The sequence below is a fragment of the Alkalihalophilus sp. As8PL genome, assembly GCF_040939795.1.
Lineage (GTDB): Bacteria > Bacillota > Bacilli > Bacillales > Bacillaceae_D > Alkalihalophilus > Alkalihalophilus lindianensis.
Map to the genome: position 1 here is coordinate 1,901,723 of NZ_CP162551.1, position 20,060 is coordinate 1,921,782.

The following is a 20,060-nucleotide window of genomic DNA, read 5'->3' on the forward strand; positions in this document are numbered from 1 at the left end:
TAGTTTACTAAAAAAATATACTAATAAAACAAATGTCAAAAGGAGAAGTTTTATCTCTTCTCCTTTTGACTAGCTTTCCACCTAGTGGTGAGATCTATTTAACTTGAGCCCCGTTTGGTAAGCTGCCATCAATCGTAGCAAGCTGTAACTTCTTACCTTTTGAACCAGCTAAAATCATTCCTTGTGATAATTCACCACGTAATTTAACTGGCTTCAAGTTTGTAACACATATAACTTTTTTACCTTTTAATTCTTCTGCAGAATAATATTTCGCAATACCTGATACCACTTGACGTTTTTCATAGCCTAAATCTAGTTGAATTTTAAGCAAACGATCGGCACCTTTTACTGGTTCTGCTCCTAAAACTTCTGCTACACGAAGGTCTACTTTAGTAAAATCATCAATCGTAATTTCATCTACTTCTGGTATGTCTTCTTGCTTCATGTCTTCTTGCTTCATTTCTTCTTGCTTCACTTCTGAAGGCTTTGCCCCACCCATTTTTTCAACGATATAGGCTACTTCTTCAGGTACTTCAAGACGAGGGAAAATAGGTTGTCCTTTTTGAACAGTTGTACCAGCTGGGATTTGTGCAAAATCACTTAGAGATTCCCAACTTGTTACCTCCGCGTTTAGTCCAAGCTGAGCCCATATTTTTTTCGGTGTTTCTGTTAAGAATGGTTGAATTAATACAGACACATAGCGCAAGGATTCTGCTAAATGATACATAACCGAACCTAGCTCTTCTTGCTTAGATTCATCTTTAGCAAGCATCCATGGTTGTGTTTCATCAATGTACTTATTTGTACGACTAACTAGCTGCCAAATAGCTGTTAATGCTACTGAAAACTCCATTTCTTCCATAGCATTTTCAACCTTAGTGACCGTCGCGTTCACAAGATCTAGTAACTCAGAATCAAATGGTGTCGCATCCTTCACATAAGTCGGAAGAGCCCCATTGAAATATTTATTAATCATCGCTACTGTTCGGTTTAATAAATTACCAAGGTCATTAGCTAGATCATAATTAACACGCTCGACGAATCCCTCTGGCGTGAACACACCATCAGAACCGAATGGAACTTCGCGTAATAGATAATAACGAAGAGCATCTAATCCGTAACGATCAATCAATGATTCAGGATCCACTACGTTCCCTTTGGACTTCGACATCTTTCCATCTTTCATGAGCAACCATCCATGAGCAAATACTTTCTTAGGTAAAGGCAAATCAAGTGCCATTAACATGATTGGCCAATAGATTGTGTGGAAGCGAACAATTTCTTTTCCTACTAAGTGAACATTTGCCGGCCAGTATTTTTGGTAAAGCTCGTCATTGTCTTGTCCGTACCCAAGTGCAGTAATATAGTTTGATAGAGCATCAATCCATACGTAGACAACATGCTCAGGATTGCTCGGTACTTGTACACCCCATTTAAAAGAGGTACGCGATACAGCAAGGTCTTCAAGACCAGGCTTAATGAAGTTGTTAATCATCTCATTTCTGCGAGATTCTGGCTGAATGAACGTCGGATTGTCTTCATAAAACTTTAACAGGCGATCCGCATATTTACTCATTCTAAAGAAGTAAGATTGTTCACGAACCTTTTCTACCGGATGACCACTATCTGGGCTCTTTCCACCAATAATCTTCCCGTCTTCATTGCGAATCGGATCAACCAATTGAAGTTCTGTGTAGAATGTTTCATCAGGGATTGAGTACCAACCTTCATACTCATCAAGATAGATATCCCCTTGTGCAAGCAAACGCTCAAAAATGGTTTGAACAACATTTTTATGACGCTCTTCTGTTGTACGAATAAAGTCATCATAAGAAATATCTAGTTTTTTCCATAGAGATTGTATATCAGCAACAATTTCATCGACAAATTGCTGTGGCGTTAATCCTTTTTCAGCTGCTTTTTGCTCGATTTTTTGACCATGCTCATCTGTACCAGTCAAATAACGAACATCATAACCACGAAGACGCTTATAGCGAGCCATTGCATCCCCAGCTACCGTCGTATACGCATGACCGATATGTAATTTAGCACTTGGATAATAAATCGGCGTTGTTAAATAAAATGTTTTGTTCTCACTCATTAAAAAAACCTCCCACTTCTTTTTAGACAATACAAAAAGCCCTCATCCAAATCGGGACGAGAGCATATCTCACGCGGTACCACCCAACATTCCCTTTCTCTTCACAGCAGAAAGGCTCATGAAGTCCATGACTTCGTCTGTTAACGCCAGCTACGTCATCTCCTTACAACACATACATGCTCAAAGATGATACCTCCAGGACCATTTTCCATGTTGTTCTACTACCGGTTCCCAGCTCTCCCGGCTCTCTGTCAAATAGCTCATACATGTACTTATCCTCTCATCGGATCTTATATCTACTTACTTATTCTACATTTATTCCTCAAATCTATCCAAAATATACCGAACCCTATAGACTGCTGTCAAGAGCGATCATAGAGCGTGGCAAATGGGGTTTTTTGCTTTTTTAACTTTCCTTGTTGACACAAGCGTTCTAGCTCCTGTTTCCACGTCTGCACATCCCAGCTTTTTTGCGCTTCTTTGTTGAGTGTTTCTAGTTCCTTCATTATACTCATTTCGGCAATAGGAAGGTGTGGACTTAGCGCTTCCATAACGGCATCATCACTTGCCGCATTCATTTGCTTTAACTCATCAAATGGATTCAGTGTATGTGGGCTAGTGGAATGAGCAAAGCGAATTCGAACAGCCATCGTTCTACCAATAATAGCTGAGGAAACAAACACATCTCCAGAACGAAGGTAAGGAAGTCTCTTACCTTCATCATGAGTCAAGTCTGTTTCTTCTTTAATCGTTTGAATATCGGTTCCCCTTACGGTTCTAAATACGAATTTAGAATTCAATTGTGCCGTAATCGTTTCATCAAGTAACGTCGGTCTTTGCGTAGCAAAAATGAGAAATACTCCGTATTTTCGGCCTTCTTGTGCAATTTCTTTTAATACGGATTTAGCAGGAGCATCATATCCTTTTGGAGCAAAGTTATGTGCTTCATCGGTTACCACCACAAATGGCGGGAAAAACTCACCTTGCTGTTGCTGCAGCTTCGCATCTTTATACATCCGTCTCTTCCCATATAAAGAACCGATGACATAACTTGAGAATACTTGCAGCAACCAAACCGCCCCTTGGACAACAACAAGCTGACCCGCATGGATCCCTTGTTCAATCGCGCGAATATTTTGCTGAAAAAGACCAGCTTGATTTAAACGATTTACACGCCATTGAATTCCCTTTACCGAGGCAAGTGGTAAGCTCCCGAATTGATCTAATAACTTTTTAAAGGTGTGGTACTTTGCGATTTCTTCCCTAGACATTCCACCATCGTGAAGAAAGCCTTCTACCTTTTGTTTTCCAAGCTCCAATGCCTCTGCTAAGTTTGCCACTCGATCACTAAAAGACTGGTAACTATCTTTTCGCTTATGAATCGTTTGAATCACATTGACCATCGACTCACTTAGGGAGCCAGCAGCTTGAAGTAACCTCTCAACATCTCTTGTTGATAAGGCAGAAAAATCCACTCCAACATCACGACCAATTTGAACGACTGTGTAACGATCTTTATAGGAAGGAACGTCATCGAGTCCACTCGCAGTAGCTGCAAAGTTCATTTCAAAATGAGGATCGAAAACAATAGTTGGAATTGAAAGCTTCATTAATTCCTCTAACATCACTCGCAGACCAAATGATTTCCCAGAACCAGAGCCACCAAAAACTCCTATGTGAGGGTATTGTTGCATAGCTCGAATATCAAAGATAAACGGTACACCGTTTTGTTTGCGAAGAACTTCTTCTTCTTGAATATGTAATAATCTGTCAAGAGAATCTGGCAAGCTCGGTGCAATAAAGTCCGTTGATTTGACTTCTCCAAGTATCATGCCATCTGTTGGTGTTGATTGGACTAGCAATGATTCAATTTCATGAAATTCTGGGTGTCTAATTCTTGCTCCTGTTTGAATCGGTTGAGGGGCTTCTTCAAATAAGCGCACCTTAGCTAGATGAATATCATCCGCACCAATATCATAGCCAATATGCTCCAAAGTCTTTAGCACTTGATCATCGACAATTCCTTTATCAAACCCCATTGGTATATAGCGGTTATAGGAGAATGTTTCGACCACTTCACCTTTTGGATGTTTTAGCGCTTCATCTTCTATTACGACCATTTCATTCATACGAAATTTATGAGTTTTGGACGCCACATATACCTCATGCTGTGTGGTTACACCTACAATCTGCATCTCTCATTCCTCCTTAGTATGGTCTATCTTGGCGTTTTTGTATAAATAATCGTTGTTTAATTTCAGGATCAATGTACTGCTCTACTAAAGCTTCGACAAGACGATCCGTTACTCTAACATCACGGTCAACATAATCCAACCAAAAAGGGATTCCTCTTCCATCTTTTGGGGTAAGAGTATAAATAAGGTCAGAAACAAGATCACGTTTATCTGTTTGTTCTACTAATAAATCAAAACCAGTCATACTTGGAGCAGAGCTAGGCCTGATCCAAGAAGAGGATAGTCCAGCTTTTTGTTGGATTGCTTCTATAAAAATCATCTCACCACGGTTGAGTATGCCAAAAAGTAAATCTCGATCGTACGTGTGAGGACGGATTGCCTCTGCTGAAAAGGCAGGTAATTTAATGAGGTTCTCCGTTGTAATTTCTTCAGACACACCTACTAGTAGCACATCTTTCTCTATTGCAAGACCTCTTAAGTGCTCCCATTCTTCTGGGGCATCAATTCTGTAATGATATAAAGCACCATCCATCATCAAAAAACCAATGTCACGCTCTTCTATTAATTGGCTTGCTACTTGCAATTCAAGCTTTGCTAAAAGGTGTGAACGCATATTAATCGACGATGAGCCTTCTTCTGATTCTTCTTTTGCATCTAGAAGGGGTGTGTATATATCAGAATCTCTACATTCATATCCCGATATCGTTTTCCCTAGTGCTTGGAATAAATACAATAGGTGAGGAGGTTGACCTTTCGTCTGGTTTACAGATCCATCTACAGCTGCAATCTCACGACCATTTAACCATTTCGACATAGTCTCTATCGAAATCGACTCCATTTGTCGAAAATAAGTACCTGACTCCTGCAACTTTTGTCGAATGATCTCTTTATTATTTGTCGAATGAGCATATATTCCTTTTAATTCATTACCGATAACTTCCAACTTTTTAGCAAGATCTGGGGATAGATTTAACATACTTAATTTACCTCCTTTTAAAACGGCTGTTACTACTAGGTTTAAGAAATTGGAATAAATTACATGTATAAATAAGCAAAAATTATTATTATTTAATTGACTTGTTTTGGAAACACTGGTATTCTAAAAACAGAGAGAAAAATGTCGAATAATGACACAAAAAATTATAAATAGTTCTAGTCTGAGAGGAGACGATTCATAATGAAATCTACAGGTATTGTACGTAAAGTTGATGAATTAGGTCGTGTAGTTATACCAATTGAGCTACGCCGCACACTTGATATTGCTGAGAAGGATGCACTTGAGATCTACGTTGATAACGATCGCATCATCTTAAAGAAATATAAGCCAAACATGACTTGCCAAATCACTGGTGAAGTTAATGATGATAACCTTTCAATTGCAGGTGGAAAAATCATTCTTAGCCCACAAGGTGCACAAGATATTATTAAAGAATTACAAGATTACGTATCTCGTTCAACTCAATCTTAATTCTTCTTTTGATAAAAGACTCTGAATAGATCAGAGTCTTTTTTGTTTGGTCAACATTTATTGATGATAAGCTTGATATACTTCTCTTTTTTGAAGATTACGGTCTGTAGACACTTGTTTAATAGCAGCCTTTGAAGTCATTCCTAGGGCGATATAATGTTCAACATGCTGAGTTAGCTCTAAGTTATCCCACCATTTTTCTTCCTCGATATCCTCTGTTGCTCCTTCTACAATCAAGCAGAACTCGCCTTTTACCATACCATTTTCACACCATACTAATGCTTCTTCTAACGTTCCCCGTTGATACTCCTCAAATTTCTTTGTAAGCTCTCGGCAAATACTAATACGTCGATTTCCAAATGCAGTAAAAAGTGCTTCAATTGTTTCTTTTAAGCGATGTGGGGCTTCATAGAACATTAATGTGGCCCTCATTGATTTTAATTCCTCTAACGCTTCATACCGATGTTTTTTTTGACGAGGCAGAAACCCCACAAAATAAAACTGCTCTGTATTAAGTCCTGAAGCGACTAGACTGGTTAGGGCAGCATTTGCACCAGGTAAGGCAATGACAGGGATCTCTTCTGTAATAGCGAGTTTGACAATATCATGACCAGGATCTGATATAGCAGGCATCCCCGCATCACTAACTAGAGCAACTGACTTTCCTTCTTTCACCTTCTCAATCAGCATATGTCCAGCTTTATCCTTATTGTGTTCGTCATATCGCACAAGAGGCGTTGTGATGTCAAAATGGTTACATAGCTTTTTTGATTGTCTTGTATCTTCTGCTGCAATCATATCCGCTTCTTTTAATGTTCGGATAGCACGAAACGTCATGTCTTCTAAATTACCTATAGGTGTTGGGACTAAATAAATTGACCCTACTTCAGTCTCTTCTCTAAAACTAGCTTGTTGCTTCATTGTTCTCACCACTCTCTAGAACGTAACGTTCTTTCTGCTTTCTATTTAATTTTTTGATTGCATATTCTACCTGAAGTGCTTGCTTTTTCGTTTCGAATTTCTCGACGTACTTAAGTGTAAAGGGTCCACGCCCTCTCGTATACTTTGCACCTCTACCATCCTCATGCATCCCTATTCGTCGTTTGACGTCGGTGGTATAACCTGTATACCAACTACAATCTCGGCATTCAAGAATATAGACGTAGTGACCCATTACCCTATATACACCTCTTTAAATTCTTTTGTATACTCCCCGTCCTCACTATATACAGTTAAGGAAGGTAAGCACTTTAACCCAGAGCGACCATCCTTAATGCCTTCTATTAAAACAATATTCGCTTCTTTTCCTGCCTTAGGATGAACAAGCTGCATTCTTTTCGGTTCAATTCTGTATTTCTTCATTAACGTAATGATATCACTTAACCGCTCTGGCCTGTGTACAATTGTTACTTTCCCTTTTTGCCTGACATACTGGCTGCACGTGCGAATAACATCGTCTAATGTACAGTGAATTTCATGCCTCGCAATCGCCAGATGAAGACTTTTATTACGCTCTTCCTCTGTGATTGTTTCAAAATAAGGAGGGTTGCATGTCACAACATCAAAGCTATTCTTTTTTATGGTATTAGGTAATTCATTTAAGTCGGCATGCTCAAAATAGAGTTGATGTTCAAGCTCATTCATTTTTCCATTTCGGCATGCCATATCAAATAACCTCTCTTGAATCTCTACTCCTATCATCTTCGCCTTTGAGCGTGTAGATAATACAAGAGGGACAACTCCATTGCCCGTACACAAATCTAGAATGGTACCCTTTTGAATAGGAACGTATGTAAAGCGGGCGAGCAAAATGGCATCTATTGAAAATGAAAAAACAGCAGGGCTCTGAATAACTCTTAATTCTGTTCCTGCTATATAATCGATCCGCTCATCCTCATATAACTTCTTCAAGCTACCCAACTACCTTTCATTTCTTTATATGTAAACAAAAGACCTTCCTATTAAGACGGAAGGCCTTTTCTAAGATCGTACTTCAACTTACTTATGATGCAAAAATGATAAACAAAAGAGGCAATCATCACCATCAGAACGGATGCTACCATAATGTGTATTACAGACATGAAATCCCTCTTGATAAAGACGAGCTAGATTATCATAGCCTTCCCCTACAATCGGATGCTTCCGTCCTTGATTTTTTGGAAGTTCTTCCACTCGCTCTGCCTCAGCATCGAGTCTTTTTCTTAAGTTATCATTTTCTATTTGCATATAATGATTTTCTTCTATTAAGTGGGCGAGCTGTTTCTTCAAGCCACGTAGTTCATGATGAAGCTCTCCGATCCGTTCTTCAATTTGACTTACCTTTTGAAAGATTGCCTTTTTCTCCACGTAGCTCCCACCTCTTTATTCTGTGGCTTCAGCTGCTGCGACTTTGTGATTCATGATTTCATCAATAGTGAATTCAAGAACCCCTTCTCCCTCAAGTAAATCAACTTGAACAAGTCGCTCAAGCAAATTCAGCCCAACTACTTTGCCTTTTCCATGTGGAGTTTTAATATGTTTTCCGATGTCAGGTAATTCTTTTTTAGCTGACTCATACATATCATTTTCGTACTTTAAGCAACACATTAAACGCCCGCATAATCCAGAGATCTTAGCAGGGTTCAGTGATAAGTTTTGATCCTTCGCCATTTTAATGGAAACCGGCTCAAAATCACCTAAGAATGATGAACAACAAAGTACTCTACCACACGGACCAATTCCTCCGAGCATTTTCGCCTCATCTCGGACTCCAATTTGACGTAATTCAATACGCGTTCTAAACACCGCTGCTAGATCTTTGACTAGTTCTCTAAAGTCAATTCGTCCATCAGCTGTAAAATAAAATAGTACTTTATTACGATCAAATGTATATTCAACATCAACTAATTTCATATCAAGTTGATGTTCATTAATTTTATCTGTGCAAACATCAAATGCCTTTTGGGCTTGTTCGCGGTTTTCTTGGACGGTTAAGCGATCTTTCTCTGTTGCAATCCGGATAACTTGCTTTAAAGGTAGAACGACATCTTGTTCTCCTACTGACTTTACACCGATTACAACCCGTCCATACTCCACACCACGTGATGTTTCCACAATGACAGCTTCTCCATTATCTAGTTCTAAGCTACCTGGGGAGAAGTAATAGATTTTGCCCGCTTTCTTAAAACGGACGCCTACGACTTGATGCAACCGTCTATCCCTCCTGTATGCTAAAGAACAACTTCTCCATCACCAGCTGCGGATTCACATTGGCGCTTAGATGGCGCTTTGCTTCGAGTACAAAAGACATGTTTTGACTCGTTTTCTCCTGCGAGCTAGAGAGGGCTTGCTGCTCTAGCAACGTCTGTTGATCAACAAAAACCAATTGATCGGTTTTGCCAACCTGTGTATATAAAAGGTCTCTCAACCATAAGAGAATCATATCAAGACCAAGCTCAAGTTCACGGCGTTCTTTAAATGTAGGAACCCATTTATCCTGAATTGTTAAGAACACTTGATGTGGCCTCTCATAAAGCTCTTCATTTAATTGTATCACTACGCTTCGTGCTTGTGCAATCCAATCTGACTCGATAAGTGCAATTGCCTCTTCATAACTTGAAGTTAGACTGGCAATCAGCGTACTTAGCGCCTTTGTATTTCCTTCTTTTTCTAGAAGATTTATAAATATTTCTTTTGACAATGGTGAAAAGCTTAACTGTTGGCTACGCGATTGAATAGTAGGCAAGACATTACCTGCTCGTTCAGTCATTAAGATTGCTAAAGTAGGAGCAGAAGGTTCTTCTAAAAATTTAAGTAAGCTATTTGCCGCACTTGCCGTCATTTTATCCGCTTCTGAAACAAGATATACTTTTTTACCTGATTCCACACCACGATACGTAAATTCCTTTTGCAAATGCTCAACCTGTTGCTTTTTAATGGATAGTCCATCTGGCTCTATCATATGCACATCTGGATGGTTTCCATGATCAATTCGCTTACAATCTACGCATACTTGACAAGGCTCAGCACCCTCTCTTTCCTTACATAAGAAGCTCTTCGCTAATTGAATCGCAACACGTTTTTTTCCTATCCCTTTGCTTCCCTCAAATAAGTAAGCATGTGCCAACCGGTTTTTTGATAAGCTACGTTGAAGTAATTGTACGACTTTAGGCTGGTTCTTTTTTAATTCAATCCATGATTCCATCTTGTTCTATCACCCTTAAAATTGTTCAAATTGCTCAACCGGAAGAACAAATACAGTTGCTCCCCCCACTTGCACTTCAACGGGATAAGGCACATAGGAATCAGCATTTCCACCCATCGGAGAAATCGGAGCTACTAGTTGATCGCGACTTTGGCAATTTTTCTTGATGATCTCTTTGACCTCATCAATGTGTTCATCTTCTGTACCAATTAAGAAAGTTGTATTACCAGCCTTTAAAAAGCCCCCAGTACTTGCTAGCTTCGTCGCTCTGTAGTTGGCTTTTACTAGAGCATCAGACAAACGATTACTATCTTTATCTTGGACCACAGCAATAATTAATTTCATTTTGATCACTCCTTATTTTGTGAGGTGCTTAGAAATGTATTAATCATTTTCATCGCATCGCAAAAAACTGCCTCTATGTCTTGATTGGCATTAATAATAGCAATCCGATCAGGGTGCTCCTCGATTACTTTTTCATAGCCCACTTTCACTTTTTCGTGAAAGTCAAAGACTTCTTGATCTAATCGATTTACCTCACGCGTGCCACTTCTTTTTATCCTAGCAAGACCAATCTCGGGATCTATTTCAAAGTATAAGGTTAAATCAGGAAAATGGCCTTCGATCGCAAATTCATTAATTGCAAGAACATCGTTGAACCCAATTCCTCTAGCATGCCCTTGATAGGCAAGACTACTATCAATAAATCGGTCACAAATAACTACTTTTCCTTGTTTAAGAGCAGGTAATACTTTCTCAACAAGATGTTGTCTTCTTGCTGCTGCATATAATAATGCTTCTGTTCTTGCATCCATTTCTGTATGCTCCACATCAAGAATTACTTCACGTATCCGTTCAGCTATGCGAATCCCACCAGGCTCTCTTGTTCGCACAACATCAATGCCACGTGTCTTAAAATCTTCTTCTATTTTATCGACGATTGTGGTTTTCCCTGCTCCTTCTCCACCTTCAATGGTAATAAACAGTCCTTCTTTCATTCGACTTCCTCCAACTCTATTACCTCTAATCCATTTACAACGGGGTTCGTTCCTTGAAAGATTGCTCCCGCTTCATATAACTTCTTTAGATCTTTCACTACTTCATTATCTACTTTCTCACCAGGGAAGATGAGTGGTATACCCGGTGGATACGGAATAATCGCTTCAGCCGCTATACACCCCTCTGCTTGCTCCACCTTTAACTTCTTGGTCTCGAACTTTTTCATTTGATGCGGAGCCACGTGCAACATAGAGATTTTCTTCTCTGTTTCTACCACCTTGTTTTCCTTATCAATGACGGCATACGATGAAACGGCTTTTTTGATTCGATTAATGATTTCTGGTATTTTCTTATTAAATGTTAAACCAAAGACTAGTAATAGATGCATATCATCAGCTAGCTCAACATCTACACCAGCATCATAAAATAGCCTTTGTAATTCAAATCCCGTTAAAGTTGTACATGACTTTATTGTAACCTTTAAAGGATCTGAAGAATAGGGAGAGCTCTCTCTTTTAATGACTTTTAATTGCGGAATAGTAGCTAATTCGTTAATAAATGATTGAACTCCTGCAAGCATGATATCAATATCTTCTTGTACTATTTCTTCTGTATAAGCCCTAGCTCCATCTAGGGCAGCCATTATTAAATAAGATGGACTGCTCGATTGCAGCATGGTTAATACTTTTTTTATTTTGGATTTACTATCACTCGCTAAATTATGATGAAAATGTAAGTAAGAACCCATTGTAAGGGCAGGAAGCATTTTATGCGCAGACTGAACGACAATATCTGCTCCTAACTGAAGGGCAGAAGGTGGAAATGGTCCTCCTAATACAAAATGAGCACCATGCGCCTCATCAACACAAACAAGCATCCCTGCCTCATGAGCGACTTTTATGATCTGTTTTAATTCATACGTTGCACCATAATAAGTCGGATACGTTAAAAATAAAGCTTTGGCTTCGGGATATTGTTGAACTGCTCTTTCTACTGTTTTGATTGAAGGACCTAACGCATGACCTGTTTCTTTCTCTAATTCTGGGGTCAAAAAGATAGGCTCTACTTGGAATAATTCTATTGCATTAAACAATGATTTGTGACTATTACGCTGGATTAATATTTGATCTTGTTGCTCACATAATCCTTTTACCATCGCTAAGTTCCCGACAGTGGATCCCCCTACTAAGAACAATGTCTCTCCAGCATGATAAAACTGGGCAGCTGCTTGCTCGGCTTCATGTATCGCTCCTGTAGCATTATGAAGATCATCAAGACCTTCAAGTTCGGTCACATCGTATTTATGTACATGCTTAAAATCTTCTATTAACGATGAATGAAAAAGTTCACCATTCTTGTGCCCTGGTACATGTAATGAAATAGGCTCTCTTTTAAAATGTGCTTGAATCGCATCAATTAATGGAGTCTTTGTATATTTATGTTTCAACTTCGCTCACTCCTTTCTTTTATTATAAAAGAAACAAGACTACTATGCCCTTGCTCCTTATTATACAAAAAAACTAATCCCAACAAGCAGCCACTTAACTAGTGATGCGATTGTTAGAATCAGTTCTTTTAAAGGTTTTACCTATGCTTTTCTGAAGGAAGAATATCTCGTAAGTTTGATATATAGTGCTGGTAATGCTCTTGCTCACACTCTACTCCCACTATCTCCTTTTCACACAAATGGCAGATAAATGACTTAAATACATGCAAACCTTCATTCCCCACTTGATTACAACACATACACTTTTCCCCTAGCCGTACATGAATGACTCTAGTTTGTTTCATCCTCATCACCTCTAGCTTCATTGTCGGCACAGTATAGATTCTTTATACTCTCAGATATGCTCATAATCAGTCGAATCATTTCTATATTCACTCTATTCAAGTAAACCCTGCTCTGTGCCTATCCACTCACAGATAATAATTGAATACTTTATTACCTGGGCATGAAGTGTCTTTCAACGATACTGCTTAGGACCAGTAAGCTCAATTGCGCCTTTATACTCTTTATACATCAAAAAAACCATTCCGATAAGGAATGGTTTTAGGTGCCTGGAAACGTCCTGGCTCCTTCTTTTTCTTCTTCGGGGATGGTTCTACATGCCGCTTTGCTCCAGAGCTCTTCACGAAGGCTCACGAAGAGAAAGAACTCGTCTCACAAGGGGAAAGGCACGATGTTTCTCATGGAAGCTTTTTCACGGCGAATCCTACGAAGTAATCAAAGAAGTTGCTGTTCCTTCGGACCAGTAAGCTCTTTAGCGCCTTCTCTACTCTTTATGCATCAAAAAAAGCATTCCATAAATGGAATGCTTGATCGCCTGGCAACGTCCTACTCTCACAGGGGGAAGCCCCCAACTACCATCGGCGCAAAAGAGCTTAACGACCGTGTTCGGCATGGGAACGGGTGTGACCTCTTTGCTATCGCCACCAGACTATTTAATTGAGAGTGGTTCTCTCAAAACTAGATAATGTGTAAACATGTGTCAAGAATAATTTGGATAAGTCCTCGACCGATTAGTATCTGTCAGCTCCACGTGTCACCACGCTTCCACACCAGACCTATCAACCTCATCATCTCTAAGGGGTCTTACTGGATTAACTCCATGGGAAATCTCATCTTGAGGGGGGCTTCATGCTTAGATGCTTTCAGCACTTATCCCGTCCACACGTAGCTACCCAGCGATGCTCCTGGCGGAACAACTGGTACACCAGCGGTGTGTCCATCCCGGTCCTCTCGTACTAAGGACAGCTCCTCTCAAATTTCCTACGCCCGCGACGGATAGGGACCGAACTGTCTCACGACGTTCTGAACCCAGCTCGCGTACCGCTTTAATGGGCGAACAGCCCAACCCTTGGGACCTACTTCAGCCCCAGGATGCGATGAGCCGACATCGAGGTGCCAAACCTCCCCGTCGATGTGGACTCTTGGGGGAGATAAGCCTGTTATCCCCAGGGTAGCTTTTATCCGTTGAGCGATGGCCCTTCCATGCGGAACCACCGGATCACTAAGCCCGACTTTCGTCCCTGCTCGACTTGTAGGTCTCGCAGTCAAGCTCCCTTATGCCTTTGCACTCTTCGAATGATTTCCAACCATTCTGAGGGAACCTTTGGGCGCCTCCGTTACTGTTTAGGAGGCGACCGCCCCAGTCAAACTGCCCACCTGACACTGTCCCTGAACCGGATCACGGTTCGAGGTTAGAATGTCAGCACAGTCAGGGTAGTATCCCACCGACGCCTCCATCGAAGCTGGCGCTCCGACTTCCAAGGCTCCTACCTATCCTGTACAAACTGTACCAACATCCAATATCAAGCTACAGTAAAGCTCCATGGGGTCTTTCCGTCCTGTCGCGGGTAACCTGCATCTTCACAGGTACTATAATTTCACCGGGTCTCTCGTTGAGACAGTATCCAAGTCGTTACACCATTCGTGCGGGTCGGAACTTACCCGACAAGGAATTTCGCTACCTTAGGACCGTTATAGTTACGGCCGCCGTTTACTGGGGCTTCAATTCAGAGCTTCTCCCGTAAGGGATAACCCCTCCTCTTAACCTTCCAGCACCGGGCAGGTGTCAGCCCCTATACTTCGCCTTGCGGCTTCGCAGAGACCTGTGTTTTTGCTAAACAGTCGCTTGGATCTTTTCACTGCGGCTCTCTCGGGCATACACCCTAATAGAGCACCCCTTCTCCCGAAGTTACGGGGTCATTTTGCCGAGTTCCTTAACGAGAGTTCTCCCGAGCGTCTTAGAATTCTCTTCTCGCCTACCTGTGTCGGTTTGCGGTACGGGCACCTCTCACCTCGCTAGAGGCTTTTCTTGGCAGTGTAGGATCAGGAACTTCGGTACTAAATTTCCCTCGCCATCACAACTCAGCCTTCACGAGAAGCGGATTTACCTACTTCTCAGCCTAATTGCTTGGACGCACATATCCATCAGTGCGCTTACCCTACCTTTCTGCGTCCCCCCATTACTCAAACGGTGAGGAGGTGGTACAGGAATTTCAACCTGTTGTCCATCGCCTACGCTTTTCAGCCTCGGCTTAGGTCCCGACTTACCCTGAGCGGACGAGCCTTCCTCAGGAAACCTTGGGCTTTCGACGGAGGGGATTCTCACCCCTCTTTTCGCTACTCATACCGGCATTCTCACTTCTAAGCGCTCCACCAGTCCTCTCGGTCTGACTTCGCAGCACTTAGAACGCTCCCCTACCACTGACACCTAAGGTGTCAATCCATAGCTTCGGTGATACGTTTAGCCCCGGTACATTTTCGGCGCAGAGTCACTCGACCAGTGAGCTATTACGCACTCTTTAAATGGTGGCTGCTTCTAAGCCAACATCCTGGTTGTCTGGGCAACTCCACATCCTTTTCCACTTAACGTATACTTTGGGACCTTAGCTGATGGTCTGGGCTGTTTCCCTCTTGACTACGGATCTTAGCACTCGCAGTCTGACTCCCGAGTAAAAGTTTTTGGCATTCGGAGTTTGACTGAATTCGGTAATCCTGTGGGGACCCCTAGTCCAATCAGTGCTCTACCTCCAAAACTCTCAACCTCGAGGCTAGCCCTAAAGCTATTTCGGGGAGAACCAGCTATTTCCGAGTTCGATTGGCATTTCACCCCTACCCACACCTCATCCCCGCATTTTTCAACATGCGTGGGTTCGGGCCTCCATTCAGTGTTACCTGAACTTCACCCTGGACATGGGTAGATCACACGGTTTCGGGTCTACGACGGCGTACTCATGCGCCCTATTCAGACTCGCTTTCGCTACGGCTCCGCCTTATCAGCTTAACCTTGCACGACATCGTAACTCGCCGGTTCATTCTACAAAAGGCACGCTGTCACCCATTAACGGGCTCCAACTAGTTGTAGGCACACGGTTTCAGGATCTGTTTCACTCCCCTTCCGGGGTGCTTTTCACCTTTCCCTCACGGTACTGGTTCACTATCGGTCACTAGGGAGTATTTAGCCTTGGGAGATGGTCCTCCCGGATTCCGACGGGGTTTCACGTGTCCCGCCGTACTCAGGATCCACTCTGGAGGAAATAGAATTTCGACTACAGGGCTGTTACCTTGTCTCGCGGATCTTTCCAGATCGCTTCGCCTATCCTATTTCTTTGTAACTCCGTATAGAGTGTCCTACAACCCCAAGAGGCAAGCCTCTTGGTTTGGGCTGTTACCGTTTCGCTCGCCGCTACTCAGGTAATCGCATTTGCTTTCTCTTCCTCTGGGTACTTAGATGTTTCAGTTCCCCAGGTCTGCCTCCTCATGCCCTATGTATTCAGGCATGGGTACTATTCCATTACGAATAGTGGGTTCCCCCATTCGGATATCCTCGGATCAAAGCTCACTTACAGCTCCCCGAGGCGTTTCGCCGTTCGTCGCGTCCTTCTTCGGCTCCTAGTGCCAAGGCATTCACCGTGCGCCCTTTCTAACTTAACCAACATTTAAAAAAGGTTGTTGAATTCTTGACATGCTCGTTCAATCTTCTCTATTTAAAGAGTCCGATGAACATTTCATGTTTACATTTCATTATCTAGTTTTCAAAGAACCAAGTACTAACTCTTACTCAACTTGGTGAGAATTAGTATTTAATTGAAGGATAGTTCCTTCAAAACTGAACAAAAGACCAAAGCGTATATGATCGTAAGATCATATATCGACTAGAGTTAAATACTCCATAGAAAGGAGGTGATCCAGCCGCACCTTCCGATACGGCTACCTTGTTACGACTTCACCCCAATCATCTGTCCCACCTTAGGCGGCTGGCTCCAAAAGGTTACCTCACCGACTTCGGGTGTTACAAACTCTCGTGGTGTGACGGGCGGTGTGTACAAGGCCCGGGAACGTATTCACCGCGGCATGCTGATCCGCGATTACTAGCAATTCCGGCTTCATGTAGGCGAGTTGCAGCCTACAATCCGAACTGAGAATGGCTTTATGGGATTCGCTCAACCTCGCGGTTTTGCAGCCCTTTGTACCATCCATTGTAGCACGTGTGTAGCCCAGGTCATAAGGGGCATGATGATTTGACGTCGTCCCCACCTTCCTCCGGTTTGTCACCGGCAGTCACCTTAGAGTGCCCAACTGAATGCTGGCAACTAAGATCAAGGGTTGCGCTCGTTGCGGGACTTAACCCAACATCTCACGACACGAGCTGACGACAACCATGCACCACCTGTCACTTTGTCCCCTGAAGGGGAAAGCCCTATCTCTAGGGTTGTCAAAGGATGTCAAGACCTGGTAAGGTTCTTCGCGTTGCTTCGAATTAAACCACATGCTCCACTGCTTGTGCGGGCCCCCGTCAATTCCTTTGAGTTTCAACCTTGCGGTCGTACTCCCCAGGCGGAGTGCTTAATGTGTTAACTTCGGCACTAAGGGCATCGAAACCCCTAACACCTAGCACTCATCGTTTACGGCGTGGACTACCAGGGTATCTAATCCTGTTTGCTCCCCACGCTTTCGCGCCTCAGCGTCAGTTACAGACCAGAGAGTCGCCTTCGCCACTGGTGTTCCTCCACATATCTACGCATTTCACCGCTACACGTGGAATTCCACTCTCCTCTTCTGTACTCAAGTCTCCCAGTTTCCAATGACCCTCCACGGTTGAGCCGTGGGCTTTCACATCAGACTTAAAAGACCGCCTGCGCGCGCTTTACGCCCAATAATTCCGGACAACGCTTGCCACCTACGTATTACCGCGGCTGCTGGCACGTAGTTAGCCGTGGCTTTCTGGTTAGGTACCGTCAAGGTGCCGCCCTATTCGAACGGCACTTGTTCTTCCCTAACAACAGAGCTTTACGATCCGAAAACCTTCATCACTCACGCGGCGTTGCTCCGTCAGACTTTCGTCCATTGCGGAAGATTCCCTACTGCTGCCTCCCGTAGGAGTCTGGGCCGTGTCTCAGTCCCAGTGTGGCCGATCACCCTCTCAGGTCGGCTACGCATCGTCGCCTTGGTAAGCCATTACCTTACCAACTAGCTAATGCGCCGCGGGCCCATCTGTAAGTGATAGCAAGAAGCCATCTTTTACCGTCCCTCCATGAGGAGGAACGGGTTATCCGGTATTAGCCCCGGTTTCCCGGAGTTATCCCAGTCTTACAGGTAGGTTGCCCACGTGTTACTCACCCGTCCGCCGCTAACATCAGGGAGCAAGCTCCCATCAGTCCGCTCGACTTGCATGTATTAGGCACGCCGCCAGCGTTCGTCCTGAGCCAGGATCAAACTCTCCATAAAAGTGTTTGATTAAGCTCACTTACATAAGATACGCTAGCATCTTGTTTTAAAAATTGACGAGATATCATGTATCTCTATTTCGCTTGGCTTTTGTTCAGTTTTCAAAGAACTTTTTCGTCCGTCGCTCGTTGGCGACTTAACTAATATACCATCACAGCAACGTTCCGTCAACATCTTTTTTCAAGTTGTTGTGTTTGCGTTGTTGTGGTTCGTCTCAGCGACAAGTAATAATATAACATATTATCTATAATGAGCGCAAGTCTTTTTAAAATAAATTTTAAAAAAGACTCCTCCTACGAAAGACAGGCTCGAGGAACCTTCTCCTGAATTCACCATATAAAAAGGCAAGGGGTCTCTTTTTAGATCGCCCTTGCCTCTTCTTACAATATAAATTGCTTGGTTACTATTAATAAAAGCAAACCAGGCAGCCCTAGAACTCCAGACACTAGAGCTGTTACACCATTAATAGGAATATGAAAAGCAAAGAACGAGCCAAATGCATTTACAAAGAATAATAATAGGGCTCCTATGACTACCTTTACAGCTATTTGCCCAATAAATCGAAGTGGCTTTAGCGGGGCTCCTATCGTTAACAATAGGATTACAAGCCCTGCTAAGATAGCGATAACTAGGATCGGATCCATTGAATCACCTCATATGCTTGTCTTTTCTTTAATTTATGCTAGAGAAAATAAAAAAAGAACAAGCTATCTTGCAAGCTTGTTCTTTCGCATCTTTTGAGTTCTCGCTTCTCTTAATAAAAAAGTATATACGGACTCCGATGCCTTCATCTTTGCAAGTACATCATCCGATGGATCCACACTATGAGATACAAAATGTTTCTCGCTATCTAAACGATCCTTCATCGCTTCAATAGACCTTAGTAGACGATCGTTTTCTTCTTTTCGTAATCTTCCTTTTTTCCGAAAAAACATAACGTCCCCCTTGATCTATAATTCACGTCTTCCTTCTATCGCTCTAGACAATGTAACCTCATCCGCATACTCGAGATCTCCACCTACTGGCAATCCATGCGCAATCCTGGTCACCTTAATACCTGTAGGCTTCACTAAACGAGAAATATACATAGCAGTTGCTTCCCCTTCAATAGTAGGGTTTGTAGCTATGATCACTTCTTGAATCGTGTCATCCTGCAGTCGTTTTAATAATTCCGGGATTTTGATGTCCTCTGGTCCAACTCCATCCATAGGAGAAATCGCCCCGTGTAATATATGGTATTTCCCACGGTAGTCCTTCATTTTCTCCATTGCGATAACATCTTTTGCGTCTTGGACCACACATACCATGGACTCATCACGATGTTTGTCCTCACATATGCGGCAAGGGTCTGTATCAGTAATATTATGACAGACCGAGCAATAGGTTAGATTTCGTTTAGCATTTACTAAAGCCTTTGCAAAATCAAGGACATCATCTTCCTTCATATCAAGAACAAAGAAAGCCAAACGGCTCGCCGTTTTCGGTCCAATACCCGGAAGTTTCATAAAACCTTCTATTAACTTTGCGATCGGTTCTGGATATTGCAAAGTACAACCTCCTAGAACATACCTGGAATGTTCATTCCTTTTGTGAATTTACCCATGTCTTGTTCTACCAGTTCATCTACTTGTTTTAACGCTTCATTTGTCGCAGCTAAGATTAAATCTTGAAGCATATCGATATCATCTGGATCTACAACATCTTCAGAGATTTTCACATCAATAATACGCTTATCTCCACTAGCAATAACAGTCACCATGCCACCACCAGCTGTAGCTTCTACTGTTTTCTCTTTCAACTCTTCTTGCGCCTTCGCCATTTGCTTTTGCATTTTTTGCATTTGCTTCATCATATTACCCATGTTTTTCATAGTAATTCCT

Annotated in this window: 17 protein-coding genes, 3 rRNA genes, 1 pseudogene and 1 other annotated feature; of the genes and pseudogenes, 1 reads left to right on the plus strand and 20 read right to left on the minus strand. The window is 42.3% G+C overall.

All coding sequences use genetic code 11. The features are described from left to right. Window positions 1-94: 94 nt before the first annotated feature. The 3 genes from metG to AB3N04_RS11230 form a co-directional block, all read right to left on the minus strand. Window positions 95-2,101, minus strand: a complete 2,007-nt coding sequence (gene metG, locus AB3N04_RS11220; RefSeq protein ID WP_368502904.1) for a methionine--tRNA ligase — start codon at window positions 2,099-2,101, stop codon at window positions 95-97. Between the two features lie 49 nt (window positions 2,102-2,150). Then, window positions 2,151-2,394, minus strand: a binding site (T-box leader). Between the two features lie 69 nt (window positions 2,395-2,463). Further along, window positions 2,464-4,296 carry an ATP-binding protein gene (locus AB3N04_RS11225; RefSeq protein ID WP_368502905.1) on the minus strand — a complete coding sequence of 611 codons (1,833 nt, stop codon included), beginning with the start codon at window positions 4,294-4,296 and terminating at the stop codon, window positions 2,464-2,466. 13 nt (window positions 4,297-4,309) lie between these two features. Further along, complete coding sequence (locus tag AB3N04_RS11230) at window positions 4,310-5,272, minus strand: DNA double-strand break repair nuclease NurA (protein ID WP_368502906.1); 963 nt, start codon at window positions 5,270-5,272, stop codon at window positions 4,310-4,312. Window positions 5,273-5,473: 201 nt separating this feature from the next. Between AB3N04_RS11230 and AB3N04_RS11235 the strand changes: the two genes are divergently transcribed. Further along, on the plus strand, window positions 5,474-5,764 hold the full coding sequence (locus tag AB3N04_RS11235) for an AbrB/MazE/SpoVT family DNA-binding domain-containing protein (RefSeq protein ID WP_047972806.1): 291 nt from the start codon (window positions 5,474-5,476) through the stop codon (window positions 5,762-5,764). A gap of 57 nt (window positions 5,765-5,821) precedes the next feature. Here AB3N04_RS11235 and rsmI read toward each other — a convergent pair whose 3' ends face one another. The 17 genes and pseudogenes from rsmI to AB3N04_RS11320 form a co-directional block, all read right to left on the minus strand. After that, on the minus strand, window positions 5,822-6,685 hold the full coding sequence (gene rsmI, locus AB3N04_RS11240) for a 16S rRNA (cytidine(1402)-2'-O)-methyltransferase (RefSeq protein ID WP_368502907.1): 864 nt from the start codon (window positions 6,683-6,685) through the stop codon (window positions 5,822-5,824). Then, window positions 6,669-6,938, minus strand: coding sequence for a GIY-YIG nuclease family protein (locus AB3N04_RS11245; protein ID WP_317123853.1), 270 nt, complete (start codon window positions 6,936-6,938; stop codon window positions 6,669-6,671). Before AB3N04_RS11245 ends, rsmI begins: the two co-directional genes overlap by 17 nt. Then, entirely contained in the window at window positions 6,938-7,675 is a 738-nt protein-coding gene (locus tag AB3N04_RS11250; RefSeq protein ID WP_368502908.1) for a tRNA1(Val) (adenine(37)-N6)-methyltransferase, read from the minus strand. Before AB3N04_RS11250 ends, AB3N04_RS11245 begins: the two co-directional genes overlap by 1 nt. A gap of 87 nt (window positions 7,676-7,762) precedes the next feature. Beyond that, window positions 7,763-8,110 (minus strand): DNA replication initiation control protein YabA, encoded by a 348-nt coding sequence (yabA, locus tag AB3N04_RS11255; protein ID WP_047972802.1) that lies wholly within the window; start codon window positions 8,108-8,110, stop codon window positions 7,763-7,765. Window positions 8,111-8,125: 15 nt separating this feature from the next. After that, window positions 8,126-8,953 carry a stage 0 sporulation family protein gene (locus AB3N04_RS11260; RefSeq protein ID WP_047972801.1) on the minus strand — a complete coding sequence of 276 codons (828 nt, stop codon included), beginning with the start codon at window positions 8,951-8,953 and terminating at the stop codon, window positions 8,126-8,128. Window positions 8,954-8,957: 4 nt separating this feature from the next. After that, entirely contained in the window at window positions 8,958-9,947 is a 990-nt protein-coding gene (gene holB, locus AB3N04_RS11265; RefSeq protein ID WP_368502909.1) for a DNA polymerase III subunit delta', read from the minus strand. A 15-nt stretch (window positions 9,948-9,962) separates the two neighbouring features. Then, window positions 9,963-10,292, minus strand: a complete 330-nt coding sequence (locus AB3N04_RS11270; protein WP_047972799.1) for a cyclic-di-AMP receptor — start codon at window positions 10,290-10,292, stop codon at window positions 9,963-9,965. After that, window positions 10,261-10,945 (minus strand): annotated as a pseudogene (gene tmk / locus AB3N04_RS11275) (dTMP kinase). Before tmk ends, AB3N04_RS11270 begins: the two are co-directional and overlap by 32 nt. Further along, window positions 10,942-12,393 carry an aminotransferase class I/II-fold pyridoxal phosphate-dependent enzyme gene (locus AB3N04_RS11280; RefSeq protein WP_368502910.1) on the minus strand — a complete coding sequence of 484 codons (1,452 nt, stop codon included), beginning with the start codon at window positions 12,391-12,393 and terminating at the stop codon, window positions 10,942-10,944. Before AB3N04_RS11280 ends, tmk begins: the two are co-directional and overlap by 4 nt. Before the next feature lie 137 nt (window positions 12,394-12,530). Further along, the gene (locus tag AB3N04_RS11285) at window positions 12,531-12,758 is read right to left on the minus strand and encodes a sigma factor G inhibitor Gin (protein WP_368506032.1); all 228 of its coding nucleotides are present in this window, start codon (window positions 12,756-12,758) and stop codon (window positions 12,531-12,533) included. 510 nt (window positions 12,759-13,268) lie between these two features. Then, window positions 13,269-13,384 (minus strand): 5S ribosomal RNA (rrf, locus tag AB3N04_RS11290). 62 nt (window positions 13,385-13,446) lie between these two features. Beyond that, window positions 13,447-16,386, minus strand: a 23S ribosomal RNA gene (locus AB3N04_RS11295). A 242-nt stretch (window positions 16,387-16,628) separates the two neighbouring features. Continuing rightward, window positions 16,629-18,180 (minus strand): 16S ribosomal RNA (locus AB3N04_RS11300). Together the 16S, 23S and 5S rRNA genes form the textbook arrangement of a ribosomal RNA operon. A 380-nt stretch (window positions 18,181-18,560) precedes the next feature. Continuing rightward, on the minus strand, window positions 18,561-18,824 hold the full coding sequence (locus AB3N04_RS11305; RefSeq protein WP_368502911.1) for a pro-sigmaK processing inhibitor BofA family protein: 264 nt from the start codon (window positions 18,822-18,824) through the stop codon (window positions 18,561-18,563). A 63-nt stretch (window positions 18,825-18,887) separates the two neighbouring features. Continuing rightward, window positions 18,888-19,115, minus strand: a complete 228-nt coding sequence (locus tag AB3N04_RS11310; protein WP_368502912.1) for a YaaL family protein — start codon at window positions 19,113-19,115, stop codon at window positions 18,888-18,890. A gap of 15 nt (window positions 19,116-19,130) precedes the next feature. Further along, window positions 19,131-19,727, minus strand: coding sequence for a recombination mediator RecR (gene recR, locus AB3N04_RS11315; protein WP_047973662.1), 597 nt, complete (start codon window positions 19,725-19,727; stop codon window positions 19,131-19,133). Window positions 19,728-19,738: 11 nt separating this feature from the next. Further along, window positions 19,739-20,050 (minus strand): YbaB/EbfC family nucleoid-associated protein, encoded by a 312-nt coding sequence (locus AB3N04_RS11320; RefSeq protein WP_317123916.1) that lies wholly within the window; start codon window positions 20,048-20,050, stop codon window positions 19,739-19,741. Between the last annotated feature and the right edge of the window lie 10 nt (window positions 20,051-20,060).